The following is a 19,736-nucleotide window of genomic DNA, read 5'->3' as shown; positions in this document are numbered from 1 at the left end:
AAAAATGAAACGCTGAAAAGTCCCAAAATAACCCGTATTTTTGCAAAAAAATAATTCCCTTTTGAAAACGAAACTTTTTGTAATTACGCCACCATTTACTCAACTGAATACACCGTATCCGGCAACGGCGTATATAAAAGGTTTTCTGAATACAAAAAATATCGAATCAGTGCAGGCTGATTTGGGTATTGATGTGATTTTGGAATTGTTTTCAAGAAAAGGACTTATTGATTTGTTTGATGTTTCAGGTTTCAAGTTTCAAGTTTCAGGTTCTGAAATCTCAGACAATTCGAAACGTATTTTTGCTTTACAAGACGAATACATCAAAACAATCGATTCTGTAATTCAGTTTCTTCAAGGAAAAAATCCAACTTTGGCATTGCAGATTTGTCAGGAAGATTTTCTTCCAGAAGCTTCTCGTTTTGCGCAATTGGAAGAATTGGATTGGGCTTTTGGAACAATGGGGACTCAAGACAAAGCAAAACATTTGGCGACTTTATATCTCGAAGATATTTCAGATTTTATTGTTGAATGTGTCGATGAAAATTTTGGTTTCAGCCGATATGCAGAGCGCTTAGGCAGAAGTGCCAATTCGTTTCACGAATTGTATGCAGAACTTCAAAAAGAGCCAACTTATATTGATTCAATTTTAATTTCGCTTTTGAAAGCAAAAATTGAAGCCATAAAACCAACTTTATTTTTAATTTCTGTTCCTTTTCCTGGAAATTTATATAGCGCGTTTCGTTGCGCGCAATGGGTAAAACAAAATCATCCTGAAATTAAGATTTCGATGGGAGGAGGCTTCCCAAATACAGAATTGCGTTCACTTTCTGATAAACGCGTTTTTGAGTTTTTCGATTTTATCACTTTAGATGATGGAGAAGTTCCAATTGAGGAATTAATTTTCAATTTAGAAAATCCAAATTCTGTCACTTCGAGCGAAGTCGAGAAGCGTTATAAAAGAACATTTTTATTAGAAAATGGAGAAGTGGTTTATAAAAATAATTCTTTAAAACACGATTATAAACAATCTCAAGTTGGAACTCCAGATTACTCCGATTTGCCTTTGGATAAGTACATTTCCGTTATCGAAATTGTGAATCCGATGCACAGAATGTGGAGCGATGGGCGTTGGAATAAACTCACAATGGCACACGGCTGTTATTGGGGAAAATGTACTTTCTGCGATATTTCTTTAGATTATATAAAAGTTTACGAACCTGTTGCGGCAAGTCTGCTTTGTGATAGAATCGAAGAACTAATTGAAAAAACAGGTCAAAATGGATTCCATTTTGTAGACGAAGCCGCACCGCCAGCTTTAATGCGCGCTTTAGCGCTTGAAATTCTGAAAAGGAAACTCGCTGTAACTTGGTGGACGAATATTCGTTTTGAAAAAAGCTTTTCTAAAGATTTATGTTTGCTGTTAAAAGCTTCTGGATGTATTGCCGTTTCAGGCGGTTTAGAAGTAGCTTCAGATCGATTACTGAAATTAATTGACAAAGGTGTTACTGTAGAACAAGTTGCAAAAGTGACTCGTAATTTTACCGAAGCAGGAATTATGGTTCATGCCTATTTAATGTACGGATATCCAACACAAACGATTCAGGAAACAGTTGATAGTCTTGAAATGGTTCGTCAGTTATTTGAAGCTGGAGTTTTGCAATCAGGATTTTGGCATCAATTTGCTTTAACGGCTCATAGTCCAGTTGGATTATATCCGGAACAGTTTGGCGTCACCAAAAAAACGGAAGCAATTGGAACTTTTGCCAATAACGATATTGAATATACCGATGCAACAGGAATCAATCACGATAAATTCAGTTTCGGATTAAAGAAATCACTTTTTAATTTCATGCACGGAATTTGTTTCGATTATGAACTTCAAGAATGGTTCGATTTTAAAATTCCGAAAACAAAAATTCACCCTGATTTTATTTTTAATGCCTTAGAAGAACAAAACGATTTCAATACAAAACCAAATGCAAAAGTGGTTTGGCTCGGCGGAAAACCTTCGGCAGAAGTCTTTACAAAATCAAAAAAAGGAAGAAGCTGGGAAATGATGTCACTAACTTTTCATGATAAAAAAGAAAGTTTCGAAATTCAAACCAGTAAAGAAGAAGGCGAGTGGCTAGTTTCCATTTTATCGAAAATAGCTGTTTCTGGTTCTAAAAATTATACTTTTCAGGAGGTTAAAAATGATTTTGAAACCGAATTGGAAGATTTCGAATTATTCTGGTATTCAAAACCTATAAACACTTTGCGCGAATTTGGGTTGTTAGTACTTTAATATTCAATACATTCTCCGTCATTCGGAATAGAAGTCTTTGACAGAAGACCATGATCTGAAAGAGCCGTTCTTAACTGTAATCGGGTTGTTGGACAGTGATTTAATGCTTCTAAATGATTGGCGAGAACTTTTCCTGGAGCAAGTGTGACGAATTTCAGTATATCATCCATTCGCATTAATAGAGGTTGGCCAAAATCTAATCTTGCGGTACCGCAGGCAACAATCGAAATGTCGGGTTTAAATTGCGTTAAAACTTTTTCTACATGTTCTGTAAAAATAGTATCAGAACTAACATAAATGGATTTTTGATCCGCCAATTCGATAAGAAATCCCATTACATTTCCCATTAATTTAGCAACAAATCCGTAACCATGAATGGCTGGAATTCCAGTAATTTTTCCGTCTAGAAATTTTTGCGGTTCCCAATATTCTAAAGTTTGAATTACGCTTAATCCTCTTTGTATAAGTGCTTTTTCGTCCTTAGCACTGCAGATTACTGGAATGCTTTTTCTTCTCAAAAAAACTTCGCCAGCTTTGTCTATATGATCCGGGTGCAAATGTGTAATCAAACAATGTGTTACACGACTCAAGATATCACGACTGTTTTTTGGCAATGCCACCAGCGGATTTCGTTTGGGTTTATATCTGAAAATAGTAAAAGGCGGAATTGTTTTTCTTTTACCTAACATTGGGTCAACTAAAATGACATGCTTTTCTGTTTCAATTACCAAAGAGGCATTTCGCAAATGATGTAATTTCATATCCAAGAAAATTAGATATTAAAAATACAAAGTTTTCTGAAAAATAATTTACAGATTTTTCTTTATTTTTAGCAGAATTGTTATTATTTGAATTTATGCATTTACAAGAGGGTTTTCATACGTATTTTATTTATATTTTGACTAATAAAGCAAAATCTGTATTTTATGTTGGGGTTACTAATAATTTGAAAAATAGATTAATAAAACATAAAGATAATATTGCTTCTGGGAACAACACTTTTGCTTCAAAATACAATGTTGAGTTTTTATTGTACTTCGAAAAATTTACTTGGATTCAAGAAGCAATTGCAAGAGAAAAAGAGATAAAAGGCTGGAGAAGAGAGAAGAAAATAGCGCTTATTAAAACGATAAATCCTAATTTAGAATTTCTAGATTATTAGTTGTGAAAAAAGTACGTCAAGTCTAGTTTGTCATTCCGACGAAGGAGGAATCTCCGTAAGAAGCTCGCCAAAGATTGGAATCACTTTACGGAATATTGTCGCGGAGATTCCTCCTTCGTCGGAATGACAAAACGTTGTGGTTACTTTGCTTCAAGAAAAAAGTTTAACCAATAGAAAATCTAAACCCGATTCCATGCAGGTTTTCAATCGAAATTCCTTGTTCGTTTGCTAAGATTTTACGCAAACGGGAAATAAAAACATCCAAACTTCTTCCCATAAAGTAGTCATCAGTTCCCCATAAAGAAGTTAGAATTTGTTCTCTTTTCAAAACAGAATTTTTATGATCTAAGAAAAGTTTCAATAATTCGGCTTCACGCTGTGTTAAACCAACTTTTTCTTCATCATTAAAAAGAATGAAGTTTTTGGTGTCAAACTGGTATTTGCCAACTTCATAAATAGTTTTGGTAGTCGGAATATTTTTCTGAGAGCGTTTTAAGAAAATTTCCACCTTTAAAAGCAATTCTTCAATGCTAAAAGGTTTTACCAAATAATCATCGGCACCTAAACGTAAACCTTTAATTCGATCTTCCTTTAAAGTTTTTGCCGAAAGAAAAATAATAGGAACATCAAGGTCAATTTTTCGAACAGCTTCAGCAAGCTCAAAACCATCCATTTTTGGCATCATAATATCAAAAATGCAAATGTCAAATTCTTCTTCCTCAAAGATTTTCAGCGCCGATTTTCCATCAGAACAATGAATTACCTCATAATTGTTTTGCTCCAAATTGTCTTTGGTTAAAAACGCTAAAGTTTCATCATCTTCGGCATATAGTATTTTGAAATTTCTCATTTTTTATAAGGAATTGATAAAGTTATGCTAATACCTTTTTCTTGATTATTTTCGGCTTTTATTTTCCAGTTCTGTAAACTGCAGATTTCTTTTACATAATACAAACCAAGTCCAAATCCGTTCACTTCATTGCTTTTTTCGTTCTGAACGCGGTAAAACTTATCAAAGATAAAAGATATTTTTTTAGGATTAATCCCAATTCCATTATCAATAAATTCCAATTTTAAACAGTTATTATTTTCGATAATTTTTATCGTAACTTCTGGCTTTTCATTGCAGTATTTAATCGCATTATCCAACAGATTATAAACTAAATTGGCAAAATGAAAAGTATCCGTTTCGAGTAAATATTCTCTAGAAACAGTGTCAATTGTAATAGAAGCTTCAGGATATTTTAATTTTATGTTTTCAATTGCTTCTTCAATTATCGGAACAATTAAGATGTTTTCTTTTTTTAGTTCTAAAGGAGCATAATCGGCTTTTGCAACATTTAAAATCTTTTCGATATGTCCGTTTAACTTATTTCCTTGATTGATAATAATGTCGGTATATGTATAGAGTTTTTTGTCTTCTTTGATTGGTTTTTGCTCAATCAAATATTTTGAAGCAATTAATATAGAAGCCAGTGGCGTTTTAAATTCGTGCGTCATATTATTGATAAAATCACGCTGCAATTCTGAATATTTTTTATGCTGTAAAAGCGTAAAAATCGAATAAACGTAAATCAATAAAATCAGAATCAATGCGGTTGAAAGTATAAACCAAAAACGCATTGAACTAAACAAATAAGTAGTTTCATTTGGAAAACGAACCGCGAAATAATAAACTAGATTTTTATGTTTAGGGAAATAAACGGTTTTTTTGCATTCAGCTTTTTTCTTATAAAGTGAAATATAATCACCATAAATCATTTCGTCGCTTTGACAATTGTACATCGCGTATTCAAAATCGGTTGTGATATTCATTTTTTTGAATTCCGTTTTCAGATAAAATTCTAAAATATCAGGTTCAAATTCGTTATCGACATTTACAATATAGTAGTCGTTTGCAATTTTCTGAACGGGATTTTGAACTGGAAGTTCGTGATTGGTTCCTTCATATAATTTTTTAGCCACTTCCAATAAAGCAATATGTGCTTTCTGGCTAAGTTTTTTTTGTTCAATTGTAAAAGCCTCTTTTGTCCATAGTAATTGCGCCACCAAAATGCTAATGATGGCTACCAATCCTAAGAGAATGATGCTGTTGAGTTTATTAATTTTCAAGAATTACCAATTTTGAGAGTGTAATATTAATCAATTTTAGCCTAAAAACAGGCGGTTAACAAGTCATTAACAAACGTTTGAAACCAGTTAACAGCAACATGAATTTGTCTGAATTACCTTTGTAATATCAAAATGAACTATAAACCATTTTAAATATATCAGTTATGAAAATGATCAAAATTTCGATGTTAGCTTTGGCTTTAGGCCTAATGTCTTTTTCAGCAATTGCTCCAGTACAATCTTTAGTTTCAGAAACAAAAGTTTCAGAAATAGCAGGATCTACAATTGCTTGGAAAGCAGAAACTATTGATGTTGGACAAATTCCGCAAGGAACTCCAAAAGCAATTGTTTATGAATTTAAAAATACAGGAAAAACGGCTGTAGTTATTACAAACGTTCAAGGATCTTGCGGATGTACGGCAACAGATTATACAAAAGAGCCAATTCAGGCTGGTAAATCTGGGAAAGTTACTGCAACTTACAATGCTGCAAACAAAGGTGCTTTTACAAAAACGGTAACTGTTACCACTAGTGCAGAAACTACACCAAAAGTACTTACATTAAAAGGTACCGTTATTTAATTAGAATTTTAATAGGTTGGTTATATGGCAAAAGCTCCAGACATGTAAATTGTTTGGAGCTTTTATTTTTTAGTAAGCATTTAAACTTCAAAAAAATAAGGCTTAAGATTTATTGCTGACTTCTTTGTTTTAATAGAATTTTTTCTACTTTTATTCCAAAATTTTGAGTTATGAAAATCTGGTATACGCCTATTATTGCTATTGTTTTTTTTGCTGTTTTTTCGTGTAATTCGAAAGCTGATAAAAAAGAGGAAAACTCGACAAAAACAGTTGAAAAAGTCCCTGAATTAAAACTTACGATCGACAGTATTCGCATTGCGAAGTTTTATGAAAACTATCCGAAACTGGATAAATTTAAAAATGATGTAACTGCTTTATATCAAAAAAATAAGTCGATTCAATTGTGGCAGGACAATAAAGGAATTGTCGAATTTGCCAATACACTTTTCAATCAATACAAAAATTTGGATCAAGAAGGATTAAAAGCGAATTATCCTTATAATGAGCAATTAAGTTCTGTTTTTGATAATAACGCAAACACCAAAATCACAAAAGAAGATACCGATTTACTACTTTCTAATTTATATTACTATTATGGTGAAAAAGTGGGCGGTTTTGACGAAAAAACAGTGGTTTCTTTAGAATGGCTTTTACCTCGTAAAAAGCTGAATTATCAAGTGCTTTCAGATTCTATTTTTAAAAAATCAACCATTTTGGATGATAAGAAAAAAAAGATGTTCAGCCAGTATTACAAACTGCGCGATGCTCTAAAACAGTATAGAGAAATTGAGAAAAATGGTGGCTGGAAAACTATTGAAACAGATGAAGATTATAAAAGCCTAAAAGTAGGCGACTCGTCTGCTGTTGTAGCACAAATCAGAGAAAGGCTTTTTGTTACCAAAGACATTCAAGAGGACAATAAAAGTGCTATTTGCGATACGACTTTGATCAAAGCTATGAAGAATTACGAATTGCGTCATGGTTATACTCCAAAAAACACAATTCTTCTGGAACATATAAACGATTTGAATATTCCTGTTTCAGATCGTATCAAAACGATTATTGTTAATATGGAGCGTTGTCGCTGGATAGATCCAGAATTAGAGAAAGGGCAGAAGTATATAGAAGTTAATATTCCTGAATTTAGATTGTATATAGTCGAAGATGGTAAAATTGCTTTTGTATCGCCGGTTGTTGTGGGTAGAGCTATGACAAAAACGGTTATTTTCAGTGGAATGATGAGCAATATTGTTTTCAGTCCGTATTGGAATGTTCCGCCAAGCATTATCAAATCGGAAATTAAACCTGGAATGGCAAAGGATAAAAACTATCTGCAAAAGAAAAATTTGGAATGGAACAATGGCGCTGTTCGTCAGCTTCCAGGAAAAAATAATTCTTTAGGATTGGTGAAATTTTTATTTCCGAATTCAAGCAATATTTACCTACATGATACTCCTTCAAAAAGTTTGTTTGAAAGAGAAAGTAGAGCTTTTAGCCACGGATGCGTGCGTGTAGCAAAGCCAAGAGAATTGGCAATCGAATTATTAAAAGTCGATCCGCAATGGAATCCTGAAAGAATTGATAAAGCCATGCATGCTGGAAAAGAAAGTTGGTATACGCTTAAGAAAAAAGTTCCAGTTTATATTGGATATTTTACCGCTTGGGTAGATCGACAAGGCAATTTAAATTTCTATAAAGATATTTATGGAAGAGATGAAAGTATGATTAAACTTTTAACGGAAGAATAAAAATTTAAGTTTGGCACCACTCATCGAACTTCTAAATTTTTACTAAATACAATCACATTTTCTTCATAAATTTCGTTACATTTTCGATATCATGGTGTAATGCCATAAAATCGTTTTTATTCATATATGCTTGAAAATTAGAGATGTGACTATTGTTGATTAAATTTGACATTTGTTCAGAAATAAAACTTGGAATTGAATTTAACTCTCTACATTGCCTAAATAATGTTACATAAACGACGATCTTGCTAAAGTCTGACTCTCTCATTTTCCTAAAATACTTGGATTCAACTCGGTCACATGCAAACTGGATCGAGCATGCCTTTTCATTTATAAAGTAATCAAAGTCACCGCTTATCGCTTCTTTTAACTTTTGATAGTTCCAATTAATGGAACTGTCTATGTTTTGTCCACTTTTCAGGATTGTATTTTGCATGTCTACCCGCTCATTTATCAAACTTATCAATTCAATTCCATCAACTATTTTATATGATTGTAATTGCGATTTATTCCAATAATAAACAACGGCTTCAAGGGGAGAAAATCTATAAAAGCTTATATCTTCTTTTTTTAAAAGTAATTCTCCTAACCGGGTATTATTCCAAATGCACTCGTATGTTTCAACTAAAAACTTTGTGATGTAAGAAGCTGAGTCAAGAAACACATCAGTTAATTCATCAAATTCACTTGCTTCATATTTTTTTAGAATTGACTCAATTTTTTCAGGTAATAAGCAGTCAAGTGAAAGACCGTTTTGTTGAGCAAAGTTTATAGCTCTTTCTTGATAGCTTTCTATTAACTCGTTTTTTAGTTGATCAGATGGAGTTAAAATAGGTTTAGACATTACTGAAAACATTGGAATAGCAAACTTCACGATAATAGAAACATATTTTTTAATGATTTCCTCTAATTCGATAGGAGTATTATATTCCCAAAAATCTCTGTTATATTTTTTATTTCTAATTGAATTTTTATCCTCAATGACATCACTAATAAAATATTGGGTTGGATCAATTGAATTATAGAAATATACTCTTAAGCCTTGCTTAAAATTCGATTTTTGAAAACAAATATATTGTTGTACATCATTTTCAGATCTCTTAAACTTCCAAGGCTGTGTTTTAGAATCAATAAATGAAAAGCCGTACTCTTCAAGTTCTTTTGAAACAAATCCTTTTAAATATTTGTTTGTTTTCATAACTAATATCTTTATAATTTTATTTGAATTAAAATTATTTAAGTTTAAAATCTTAAGCTTAAGTTTTCCATCAAATCAAAACTATTGCGATAAAACATCCACACATTTATAGAAGCGTTTGGTATAATGTTCTGTACCAAGCTCTGTTATCGTTACTTGTTGTGCTTTTCCTGACGATGCATGAATAAACTTCGACTGCATTCCGTTGGCTTCGCAAATTATCCCGACGTGGCCAACGACATTCCTGTTTTTATATCCGTAGAAAACTAAAACGTCACCCACTTTAAATTCTTCTGGTTTTAAAGCTCTTCCTAAATCTTTATATCCGCTTGAACTTCTTGGAAGAGTCACACCGAAGTTGTTAAAAACATAGCTCACAAAACCTGAACAGTCGAAACCTTTTTTTGGGTTACTGCTGGCATATACATAAGGCGTTCCTAAATATTGTTTGGCATAAGAAACTATAGAATCACGATTTATTTCGGTTTGAGATGGAGTGTTTTGAACTTGCTTTTTTTCCTTTTTTAAATTGAAAGAAGAAAGAGTGATAAAAAACAATAAAGAAATTAAGGCTAAGGTTTTCATTTTGACAGATTGTAAAAGTATAAAACGGCAAAGATAGATCTAAATTGTTGGCTTTTGTAATAAATGTAAGAATTGACATATAAAACAATTCAGGTGATGGGTTTATGTGGTGTTTTTTTATTACTTTTTGACATTTTAGTATCTTTTTAGATAATCTCTTTCCAATATATTTGTGAATCGTATTTATATTTTAACAAATAAATTATGTTTCCCAAAAAAATAGCTGTTTTAATTTCGTTTTTGCTGATTTCGGCGGTTTCGAATTCACAAACTCAAAATTTGAATAAAACTTTTTTATATCAAGGGCGAATTGATAAACTTCAAAACGATCAAGTCATTTTAATCGGTACGGCTTCTTCGGTTTCTTTCAATTTTACAGGAAATGAATGTTCAATTTCACTACAAAGCGTTGAAGATCATCATAATTATGTTCAGTTAGTTTTGGACGGAAAATATATTGGAAAGATTAGAATCGAAAAAGGTGCAGTGCAATCCTTTCCAATTAAAGTGACTTCAAATCAAAAAGAGCATCGATTAGAAATTTATAAAAATACAGAAGCTCAAAGTGGCAATGTTTTGTTTGTAGGAACGACAGCAAAACTGACTTCAATTTCATTTAAAAAGAAAAAGAAAATCGAATTTATCGGTGATTCTATTACGTGTGGCGCAGCGAGCGATCCGTCAGATGTTCCTTGTGATAAAGGAGAATATATGGATCATCATAATGGTTATTATGCTTATGGACCAACTCTTTCCAGAACAATCGATGCTGACTATTTAATGAGTTGTGTTTCTGGAATTGGAATGTACAGAAACTGGAATGACGAACACAAAGACGAAGCGATAATGCCAGATGTTTACCCAAATTTATATCTGACAAAAGATGCGTCAAAGCCAAAGTACGACTTTGCTTTTCAGCCTGATATTATCAGCATTGCTTTAGGAACAAATGATTTTTCTGGCGGAGACGGTAAGAAAGAACGTCTGCCTTTTAATGCAGAAAAGTATATTTCAAATTATATCAGTTTTATAAAAATGTTGTACGAACATAATCCAAAAGCACAGATTGTAATTACAAATAGTCCAATGGTTGACGGAGATCGAGCAGTAGTTTTTGAAGATTGTTTGAATAAAGTTAAAAACGCTTTCGCGAATGATAAAGCACACAAACCAATTCAGATTTTCAAATTTAAAGCTATGAAGCCAAACGGATGTTCTGGTCATCCTGATGTGGCAGATCATAAGGTTTTGGCAGAGGAATATGGCCCATTTTTAAAGAAGTTGCTAAATGAAAAATAATATTTTTAAGTTTGTTTTCTTTCTGTTGATTTCCAGTACTATGATGGCAAACGTTTCGCTTCCGAATATTTTTAGTGATAATATGGTTTTACAGCGCAACTCTGAAGTGAAAATTTGGGGTTGGGCGAATCCAAAAGAAGAAATTAAACTGATTTCAAGCTGGAACAATCAGGAATATAAAACCGTTGCCAATAATCAAGCAAAATGGGAAGTGACAATTAAAACTCCCGAAGCTGGCGGACCTTTTACTATTTCTATAAAAGGCTACAATGAAGTGGTTTTAAAGAATATTTTGATTGGAGAAGTTTGGCTTTGTTCGGGACAATCAAATATGGAAATGTCGGTAAGTTGGGGAATTGACGATGGCGAAGAAGAAATGAAAAATGCTGCAAATCCAAATATTCGATTTTTTACGGTTCCGAAATTGACAGCTGAAAATCCGCAGAATAATTTGTTGGGTAATTGGACAGAATCGACTCCTGAAACCATGAAATATTTTAGTGCTGTTGGTTACTTTTTTGCCAAACACCTGCGCGAAGATTTGAAAAATGTCCCAATCGGATTGATTTCTTCCAATTGGGGCGGAACTCCTGCTGAAATCTGGATGCCCGCAGAAGTCGTAAATAACGATCCTGTTTTATTGGAAAATGCTAAAAAACTAAACGAACAAGAATACGGGCCAAGACAGCCTGGACGCGCTTACAATGCGATGATTTATCCAATTATCGGATTTAAAATTGCAGGAACACTTTGGTATCAAGGAGAATCTAACGTTGGATCTTTAGTTTATGATAAAACGTTAGGCGCTTTAATTACGTCTTGGAGAAAAGAATGGAAAGAAGATTTTCCTTTTTATTATGTTCAGATTGCACCTTTTAAAACGGGAAAGAATAACTTCTCAAATGTGACAGTTAGAGATTCTCAGAGAAAATTATTGAAAGAGGTTTCAAAAACAGGAATGGTCGTAATAAGTGATATTTCAGATACGATTGACATTCATCCAAAAAATAAAAAATCGGTCGGAATTCGTTTGGCGAATTTAGCTTTGGCTGAAACTTATAAAACCAACAATAATTTAGTTAATGGACCACTCTTTAAATCCATTAAAATAGATAAGAATAAAGTAACCGTTTCTTTTGACTACGGAGACGGATTATATTTTAAAGAAAAAAAATCGAATCAGTTTGAAGTTGCGGGAACAGATGGAGTTTTCTATCCAGCCGAAGCTTCAATTGAAAAAAACGAAGTGATTTTGACAAGTAAAAAAGTGGCTTCTCCAGCAAAAGTGAGATTTGCATGGGGAAATACGATTCATTCAGATTTGTTTAATAAAGCGAATTTACCGGCGTCTTGTTTTGTTTCTGAGTGAGTATTTAAAGAAGAAAGAATAAAGAAGCAAGACTTTAGATTTTAGATTTTTTGTCAGGCTGAGCGAAGTCGAAGTTCCGCAAGAAGCTTCACAAAGTAAAGACACAAAGTTTGTCATCCTGAGGAACGAAGGATCATACTCGGGAGTCGACAAAGATTAGCGAAGTTCTTTACGGAGTTTCTAGTGTGATCCTTCGTTCCTCAGGATGACAAGATAATCAAAAACGCTCTTTTGAAAACGATTTGCGTGAGGGATAGAAGTGGAAAGCCGGAGCCTGACGAAGGAAGTGCGAGGACTTGAAACGGATAGCCCGACCCGGAGGGACACGCCAAAAAAAGAAACTTAGAATCTTAGCATCTCAGAATCTCAGAATCTTAAAGAAAAACTAACTAAACCACATTATGAAAAACAAAAAAATAATATTTATTGGGGTCTTTTCCCTGTTTACCGTTGGAAATATGAATGCACAGAAAAAGCCGTATCTGGATAAAAATAAAACTGTTGAGCAGCGAATAGATCTGCTTTTGCCGTTAATGACGCTTGAGGAAAAAGTAGGGCAAATGAACCAATATAATGGTTTTTGGGATGTTACGGGACCTGCTCCGAAAGGTGGAACGGCAGAATTAAAATACGAACATTTAAGAAAAGGATTGGTCGGATCGATGCTGACCGTTCGTGGTGTGAAAGAAGTTCGTGCGGTTCAGAAAATTGCGGTTGAAGAAACCCGTTTGGGAATTCCGCTGATTATTGGTTTTGACGTAATACATGGTTATAAAACGTTAAGTCCTATTCCGTTAGCAGAAGCGGCGAGTTGGGATTTGGAAGCGATTAAAAAATCGGCGGCTATTGCGGCTGATGAAGCTTCGGCATCTGGAATTAACTGGACTTTTGGTCCTAATGTTGATGTGGCAAATGATGCCCGTTGGGGACGTGTGATGGAAGGTGCGGGAGAGGATCCGTATTTAGGAAGTAAAGTAGGTTATGCACGTGTGAAGGGTTTTCAAGGAGAAACTGTTGCAGATTTGGCGAAAGTAAATACGATTGCGGCTTGTGCAAAACACTTTGCGGCGTATGGCTATGTTGAAGCTGGATTGGAATATAATATTGTAGATATCAGTAATTCTAAATTGTATAATTCGGTTTTGCCTCCTTTTGAAGCAACGGTTCAGGCTGGAGTTCGCACGTTTATGAATTCGTTTAATACTTTGAATGGTGTTCCTGCAACTGGAAATGCCTTTTTGCAGAGAGATATTTTAAAAGGAAAATGGAAGTTTGACGGATTTGTGATTTCTGATTATGCTTCGATTCGTGAAATGATTGCGCACGGTTATGCAAAAGACGAAGCGGATGCAACGGCAAAAGCGGTAATTGCAGGTTCAGATATGGATATGGAATCGTATTTATATGTGGCAAAATTGGTTGATTTGGTAAAATCTGGAAAAGTGAAAGAATCTTTGGTTGATGATGCTGTTCGCCGAATTCTTCGTGTGAAATTTGAATTGGGATTATTTGATGATCCGTACAAATATTGTGATGAAAAGCGTGAGAAAGAAGTTGTTGGAAGTAAAGCCAATAATGAAGGCGTTTTGGATATGGCGAAGAAATCTATTGTTTTATTGAAGAACGAAAAGAATTTGCTTCCGCTAAAGAAATCAGGACAAAAAATTGCTTTGATTGGCGCTTTGGCAAACGATAAAAATAGTCCGTTGGGAAGCTGGAGAATTGCAGCTTCTGATGATACTGCGGTTTCTGTTTTAGAAGGAATGCAGCAATATAAAGACAATCAGTTGACTTTTGAAAAAGGTGTTGATTTATTAAAACAAAAAGCTACTTTCTTAACGGAAACAGTTTTCAACACAACAGATAAAAGCGGATTTGAAGCGGCGAAAAAAGCAGCAAAAAATGCCGATGTTGTAGTAATGGTTTTAGGCGAATATGGTTTCCAAAGCGGTGAGGGAAGAAGCCGTACCGATTTGAATCTGCCGGGATTGCAGCAAGAATTATTAGAAGAAATTTATAAAGTAAACCCGAATGTGGTTTTGGTTTTAAATAATGGTCGTCCGTTGAGTATTCCTTGGGCAGCTGAGAATGTTCCAGCAATTGTAGAAGCTTGGCATTTGGGAACTCAGGCAGGAAATGCGGTTGCTCAGGTTTTGTACGGAGATTACAATCCGAGTGGGAAACTGCCAATGTCGTTTCCAAGAAATGTGGGTCAGGTACCAATTTATTATAACAAATACAGTACAGGAAGACCAACAGACAGCGATAAAAATGTTTTCTGGTCGCATTATATGGATGTGGAAAAAACACCTCAATTTCCGTTTGGGTTTGGATTAAGCTACACAACTTTCGATTATAAAAATCTTAAGCTGAACAAAACGTCTTTTGATAAAGGTGAAAAAGTTCAAGTGAGTGTTGAGGTTACGAATTCTGGAAATTATGACGGAAAAGAAGTGGTGCAATTATATATTCATGATGAATACGCAAGTATTGTTCGCCCGATAAAAGAGTTGAAAGGTTTTGAATTGGTGAATCTGAAAAAAGGTGAAACTAAAACGATAAACTTTACTTTAACGGATAAAGAACTTGGGTTTTATGATAATGAAGGAAATTATTTAGTAGAACCTGGAACTTTTAAAATCATGGTTGGAGGAAGCTCTGATAAAGGTTTGCAGAGTGGCTTTGAAATTAAAGACTAAAAGGTTTTTTGCCACGAAGGCGCTAAGACACTAAGTTTTTTTAATCTCGCAAAGGTGCAGAGTCGCAAGATTTTTGAATAGCCCCTAGCTTTAGCTAGGGGAATAAGATTTGAATAAGAAAAGGGCTTTAGCCAAACCTATAAAGTTTGGCTAAAGCCCTTTTGATTGTGTTTATGTTTTCATCCAGCTAAAGCTGGACGCTGTTAATTTGTCATGTTGCTCAAGTATTTATATGTCAGTATTTTATTATAGAAAGACTATTTTGGTTTATGCTTTTGTTTTATCTTTGATAGACAGTCAATTAAATATTTTTAATTGGTGATTTAAGGTAAGCTGAAAACTTTATAGAGTAGGCAAGATTTTAAAATAGTATTATGGAACATTCTTTATTTAAAAAAGTGAAAGCAGCAATTGATTATTGGTACATTCCGTTATTAGTGGGAATACTTTTTGTAATCATCGGATTTTGGTCTTTTGCCACACCTGTAAAAGCATATTTAACATTGGCATTTTTATTTAGTGTTTCGTTTTTGGTTAGCGGAATTTTTGAAATTATTTTTGCGCTTTCAAATAGAAAAAAAATAGACAATTGGGGCTGGACAATGGTATCAGGAATTATAGGTTTAGGTGTCGGAATAGTATTAATTGCTAATCCGTTAGTTTCAGTAACACTTTTGCCGCTTTATGTCGGATTGGCTATTTTGTTTCGTTCTGTAATGGCTATTTTTATGGCTTTTAATTTAAAAAGCTATTCTGTTCCCGACTGGAAAAATCTTTTAGGATTAGGAATTTTGGGACTTTTGTTTTCTTTTCTGTTATTATGGAATCCTGTTTTTGCAGGACTTTCAATAGTATATTGGACTGCTTTTGCTTTTATCGCAAGCGGGATTTTTTATATTTATTTTTCTTTTAAACTTAAAAAACTGCATGATTTAGTTTAAAAAAGGATAAGATTTAATTTTCTCTCGCAGATTTAGCAGATCAGGTGGATTTTTTAATCTCCTAAATCCGCTAAATCTGCGGGAGTTTTTTTTATCTTTAAAATCTATTAAAACTCCAACTTTTAAATTAAAACAATGAAATATAATAGATGTGGAAAAAGCGGTTTATTATTGCCTGAGATTTCTTTAGGTTTATGGCATAATTTCGGATCGGTTGATAATTTTGAAAATGCCGAAAGTATTGCTATTGAGGCTTTTGATAAAGGAATTACACACTTTGATTTGGCGAATAATTACGGTCCTGTTCCAGGTTCTGCTGAAGAGAATTTCGGAAAAATATTGTGGCATAACTTTCAGGGAAATTTGCGTGATGAAATCGTGATTTCTACAAAAGCGGGTTACACAATGTGGAAAGGGCCTTACGGCGACTGGGGTTCGAGAAAGTATTTGCTTTCAAGTTTAGACCAAAGTTTGAAACGAATGAGCATTGATTATGTTGATATTTTTTACTCACATCGTCCAGATCCTGAAACGCCAATTGAAGAAACCATGATGGCTTTAGACCACGCAGTTAGAAGCGGAAAAGCGTTGTATGTTGGAATCAGCAATTATTCTGCGGAACAAACAAGAGTTGCGGTTGATGTTTTAAAACAATTGGGAACGCCTTGTTTGATTCACCAAGCTAAATATTCCATGTTGGAACGTTGGGTTGAAAATGGATTACTAGACGTTTTAGAAGAAAAAGGAGTAGGCTGTATTGCGTTTTCGCCTTTGGCACAAGGACTTTTAACGGATAAATATTTAAAAGGAATTCCAGAAAATTCAAGAGCACATAATCCAAACGGACATTTGAGAGAAGATGAGGTTACTGAGGAAAGAATTCAGAAATTAATTCAGTTGAACGAAATTGCTCAGAACAGAAATCAGTCTTTGGCGCAAATGGCTTTGGCTTGGTTGCAAAAAGATAAACGAATTACATCAGTTTTAATTGGTGCTAGTTCTGTAAAACAATTGTGTAATAATATTGATTGTCTTCAGAATACTGAATTTTCGCAGGATGAATTGAATGCGATTGAGAAGATTTTAGCGTAATAGTCAAACCTAACAGGTTTTTAAAACCTGTTAGGTTTCCTAAATCATCATTTATTTTTTTAACTTCAAATTATAATCTTTTACAATTTCTAATGTTGATTTATCTCCATTAAAAACAGAATTTAAACCTTGAGGTTCTTGTGGCGGATCTGTGGTGAAAGGTTCTCCGGGATTCCATTTTCCGTCTGGATGAATTGCTTTTCCTTCGCCGCCGTAACCCCAGAAATTGGCAGCTCTTAACGGACCGTTATTTTTAACGCTTTCGGCAACTCTTCCAAAAATATAACTGTAAAACTTATCTCTGTAAACAGAAGGAGCTCCAGCATTCAGATTTTCGTTTTCTCTCGGAAGACCAAATTCTTCAATAATTAGTGGACGGTTTAAATTGTTGGCCACTTTGATATGATCGTCAATATATTTCCCAGCGTTTTCAATGGTTTTCGGAAATGTCGCTTCGGCATTATCAGCTTTGAACCAGTTCCAGTTTTTTGGCCAAATATGCATGGTCAAATAATCGATATTCGGGTTTTGATGCGTTCTTTCGAAGATTTCCATGCTATCATTCGAGCTGTTTTTTCCTTCAGAACCTGTAGAAACCAAATGGTTTTTGTCTAAACTGTCAATCAAATCCACAATATTATTGAGCCATTTCGTGAATTTCGCTTCGTTTTCTACCGTAAAAAGTCTAGGTTCGTTTCCAACTTGCCAAGACATAATGGTGTTGTCTTCGTTATATTTCTTTTTAGAATACGCATTTGTTCTTCCAATAATAAACTTTACATGATTGTTTAAAGCTTCGATACAAGGTTCGCAGCTATGAAATTGCTCAGTATAAGACATAAACTGTGGCCAAGTATTCGGCGGAATATTCGGTACAGGAACTGGACCTTTGCCATTCCATTCTAAATATTGCGACATACCGCCAGACCATTCCCAGTTATTGGTCAAATATAAAACGGCATACATATTTCGTTTGCTCATTTCGCTAATCAGGAAATCCAAGCCGTCCAATAAATCTTCGTCGTATTTTCCTTGTTCGTATTGCAAGGCAGGACGAACTGTAAAATCGTATTTTCCGCCATCAGCGCCAACTAAAACACGTAAATTATCGATTCCGTTTTTCTTCATTAAATCCAACTCACGCAAAAGTCTTTTACGATCGCCTATTTTTTTAGAAGCCAGCATACTTCCATACCAATAATTGGTTCCGATATAAGCGTAAGGTTTATCACCTTTATAGAACTGATTTCCTTTCACAGTAATTTTTTCCTGTGCTTGGCAAGCAATTGCAGTAAAAATTAAGACTAATGAAAGTGTTTTAAAAAATCTATTTTTCATAATTTATATTTTAAGGAGCTAATCTCGCTATCCGCTCTATCTTTTATGGTGAGCCCCACCATAAAAGGATGCCGCTTCTATCGGGGCTAGGGCTATACGTCATTTAAGACGTTTTGATTTTTATCTGAAACCTTAATTGTCAATTCGATGAATAAGCTCTAGACAAGCGCGACTATTATGATAGGGACATTTCCAGAATCCAGCTTTATCTTTTTTCATTGTGTAATAATCGTCATAAACGCCCCAAAACCATTCTCCGTTTTTGTGGTCGATCATGTGTTTTTTTATGAATTTCCAGTTTTTATAAACGATATCCAGATATTCTTCTTTTCCCGTTAATTGATAAGCGTTGTAAAAACCAATTAAGGCTTCGGCTTGTGGCCACCAATGTTTTTCGGCTATAAGCTCATCTTTTTCTTGATCAAATTCGTACCATAAACCACCGTCTGAATCTAAACCTTCTTTGGTTACTTCGGCAATCTTAATAGCATGCTTTTTATAGTTGGCAATCAAAGTTTTATTTCCTGAGATTTCGGCACATTGCTGCAAAAGCCAAGCGGCTTCAATATCATGTCCGTATGAAATAACGTCTGGCTTTTCTTTCCAATTCTCATCAAAAAACAAACGTAAATGACCTGTTTTAGTATTGATAAAATACTTTTCGATGGTTTTTAGTAATTCGACAATAACAGCAAGCAGTTTTTCGTCTTTCCAAACCTTGTATAAATTCGCATAACCTTCAATAATGTGAAGATGTGTATTCATAGTTTTCTTTTCGTTGGCATCTTTTGCGCTCAAACGCAAATCTTCAATGGGTTGCCAATCTCTTGTGAAAGCTTCAAAATAGCCTTTGTTTATAGGGTCATAACTATGTTCCTCAATTTTTAGATATAAATTTTTAGCTATTTCTAAGGCTTTTTCTTCTTTCGAAATGCTGTAATATTCAGATAAACCATAAATCGCAAAAGCTAAAGCATAAATCTGGTTTTTGGTGTCTTTTGGAGTTTTATCCTCATTTATACTCCAAAAAAGACCTCCAAATTCGGTGTCATAAAAATAAGCCGCAAGAAACTCAAATGCTCTTTCTGCCAGTTTTTTGTGGTTTTCGTTATTTGTGGTTTTGTAACTGGCAGAAAACGTCCAAAGAATTCGGGCATTTAAAACCGAACCTTTTTCTGCATTGGCAATGAGTTGATCGTTAAAATCAATTTGCCCAACAAAACCGCCGTTTTTCTCATCTACAGTTCGTTTTGACCAATAGTTGAGAATGGAATCTAGTTCTGCTGTTAGTTCAGATTTAAAAAGCTTAAGTTGTAATGACACGA

At 34.1% G+C, this 19,736-nt stretch carries 16 protein-coding genes; 9 read left to right on the top strand and 7 right to left on the bottom strand.

Features of this window, described 5'->3' with window-relative positions; all coding sequences use genetic code 11:
- Nucleotides 1–61: 61 nt before the first annotated feature.
- A complete protein-coding gene (locus ACNRYB_RS22685) occupies nucleotides 62–2,287 on the top strand; it encodes a B12-binding domain-containing radical SAM protein (RefSeq protein WP_473728847.1) in 2,226 nt (741 codons plus the stop codon).
- On the opposite strand, the gene ACNRYB_RS22680 is transcribed toward ACNRYB_RS22685, so the two are convergent.
- Nucleotides 2,284–3,048, bottom strand: a complete 765-nt coding sequence (locus ACNRYB_RS22680; RefSeq protein ID WP_473728846.1) for an MBL fold metallo-hydrolase — start codon at nucleotides 3,046–3,048, stop codon at nucleotides 2,284–2,286. The two genes, ACNRYB_RS22685 and ACNRYB_RS22680, sit on opposite strands and share 4 nt — an antisense overlap.
- A gap of 95 nt (nucleotides 3,049–3,143) precedes the next feature.
- Here ACNRYB_RS22680 and ACNRYB_RS22675 point away from each other — a divergent pair, with 95 nt between their 5' ends.
- Nucleotides 3,144–3,449 (top strand): GIY-YIG nuclease family protein, encoded by a 306-nt coding sequence (locus tag ACNRYB_RS22675; protein ID WP_473728845.1) that lies wholly within the window; start codon nucleotides 3,144–3,146, stop codon nucleotides 3,447–3,449.
- Between the two features lie 163 nt (nucleotides 3,450–3,612).
- Here the strand turns inward: ACNRYB_RS22675 and ACNRYB_RS22670 are convergent, their stop codons facing one another.
- Both ACNRYB_RS22670 and ACNRYB_RS22665 read right to left on the bottom strand, forming a co-directional pair.
- Nucleotides 3,613–4,299 (bottom strand): response regulator transcription factor, encoded by a 687-nt coding sequence (locus ACNRYB_RS22670; RefSeq protein WP_473728844.1) that lies wholly within the window; start codon nucleotides 4,297–4,299, stop codon nucleotides 3,613–3,615.
- Complete coding sequence (locus tag ACNRYB_RS22665; RefSeq protein WP_473728843.1) at nucleotides 4,296–5,561, bottom strand: sensor histidine kinase; 1,266 nt, start codon at nucleotides 5,559–5,561, stop codon at nucleotides 4,296–4,298. The genes ACNRYB_RS22670 and ACNRYB_RS22665 overlap by 4 nt, the downstream gene beginning before the upstream one ends.
- 164 nt (nucleotides 5,562–5,725) lie before the next feature.
- Here ACNRYB_RS22665 and ACNRYB_RS22660 point away from each other — a divergent pair, with 164 nt between their 5' ends.
- Nucleotides 5,726–6,142 carry a DUF1573 domain-containing protein gene (locus tag ACNRYB_RS22660; protein WP_473728842.1) on the top strand — a complete coding sequence of 139 codons (417 nt, stop codon included), beginning with the start codon at nucleotides 5,726–5,728 and terminating at the stop codon, nucleotides 6,140–6,142.
- 170 nt (nucleotides 6,143–6,312) lie between these two features.
- A complete protein-coding gene (locus ACNRYB_RS22655; RefSeq protein WP_473728841.1) occupies nucleotides 6,313–7,890 on the top strand; it encodes a L,D-transpeptidase family protein in 1,578 nt (525 codons plus the stop codon).
- A gap of 52 nt (nucleotides 7,891–7,942) precedes the next feature.
- Here ACNRYB_RS22655 and ACNRYB_RS22650 read toward each other — a convergent pair whose 3' ends face one another.
- Together ACNRYB_RS22650 and ACNRYB_RS22645 are read right to left on the bottom strand one after the other, a co-directional pair.
- Entirely contained in the window at nucleotides 7,943–9,088 is a 1,146-nt protein-coding gene (locus tag ACNRYB_RS22650; RefSeq protein ID WP_473728840.1) for a hypothetical protein, read from the bottom strand.
- Nucleotides 9,089–9,169: 81 nt separating this feature from the next.
- Nucleotides 9,170–9,673, bottom strand: coding sequence for a C40 family peptidase (locus tag ACNRYB_RS22645; protein ID WP_473728839.1), 504 nt, complete (start codon nucleotides 9,671–9,673; stop codon nucleotides 9,170–9,172).
- 204 nt (nucleotides 9,674–9,877) lie between these two features.
- On the opposite strand from ACNRYB_RS22645, the gene ACNRYB_RS22640 reads away from it, so the two are divergent.
- The 5 genes from ACNRYB_RS22640 to mgrA all read left to right on the top strand — a co-directional run bounded on the left by ACNRYB_RS22640 (nucleotide 9,878) and on the right by mgrA (nucleotide 17,073).
- On the top strand, nucleotides 9,878–10,972 hold the full coding sequence (locus ACNRYB_RS22640; protein WP_473728838.1) for an SGNH/GDSL hydrolase family protein: 1,095 nt from the start codon (nucleotides 9,878–9,880) through the stop codon (nucleotides 10,970–10,972).
- On the top strand, nucleotides 10,962–12,341 hold the full coding sequence (locus tag ACNRYB_RS22635; protein ID WP_473728837.1) for a sialate O-acetylesterase: 1,380 nt from the start codon (nucleotides 10,962–10,964) through the stop codon (nucleotides 12,339–12,341). The genes ACNRYB_RS22640 and ACNRYB_RS22635 overlap by 11 nt, the downstream gene beginning before the upstream one ends.
- 401 nt (nucleotides 12,342–12,742) lie before the next feature.
- Nucleotides 12,743–15,040 carry a beta-glucosidase BglX gene (gene bglX, locus ACNRYB_RS22630; protein WP_473728836.1) on the top strand — a complete coding sequence of 766 codons (2,298 nt, stop codon included), beginning with the start codon at nucleotides 12,743–12,745 and terminating at the stop codon, nucleotides 15,038–15,040.
- A 374-nt stretch (nucleotides 15,041–15,414) separates the two neighbouring features.
- On the top strand, nucleotides 15,415–15,981 hold the full coding sequence (locus tag ACNRYB_RS22625) for an HdeD family acid-resistance protein (RefSeq protein WP_473728835.1): 567 nt from the start codon (nucleotides 15,415–15,417) through the stop codon (nucleotides 15,979–15,981).
- A gap of 135 nt (nucleotides 15,982–16,116) precedes the next feature.
- Complete coding sequence (gene mgrA, locus ACNRYB_RS22620; RefSeq protein WP_473728834.1) at nucleotides 16,117–17,073, top strand: L-glyceraldehyde 3-phosphate reductase; 957 nt, start codon at nucleotides 16,117–16,119, stop codon at nucleotides 17,071–17,073.
- Nucleotides 17,074–17,124: 51 nt separating this feature from the next.
- Here the strand turns inward: mgrA and ACNRYB_RS22615 are convergent, their stop codons facing one another.
- Together ACNRYB_RS22615 and ACNRYB_RS22610 are read right to left on the bottom strand one after the other, a co-directional pair.
- The gene (locus ACNRYB_RS22615; protein ID WP_343708013.1) at nucleotides 17,125–18,411 is read right to left on the bottom strand and encodes a glycoside hydrolase 5 family protein; all 1,287 of its coding nucleotides are present in this window, start codon (nucleotides 18,409–18,411) and stop codon (nucleotides 17,125–17,127) included.
- Between the two features lie 132 nt (nucleotides 18,412–18,543).
- Entirely contained in the window at nucleotides 18,544–19,734 is a 1,191-nt protein-coding gene (locus ACNRYB_RS22610; RefSeq protein WP_473728833.1) for an AGE family epimerase/isomerase, read from the bottom strand.
- Nucleotides 19,735–19,736 lie beyond the last annotated feature (2 nt).

The sequence above is a fragment of the Flavobacterium sp. CR10 genome, from assembly GCF_055814415.1.
This window is presented reverse-complemented; position numbering and strand designations above follow the sequence as displayed.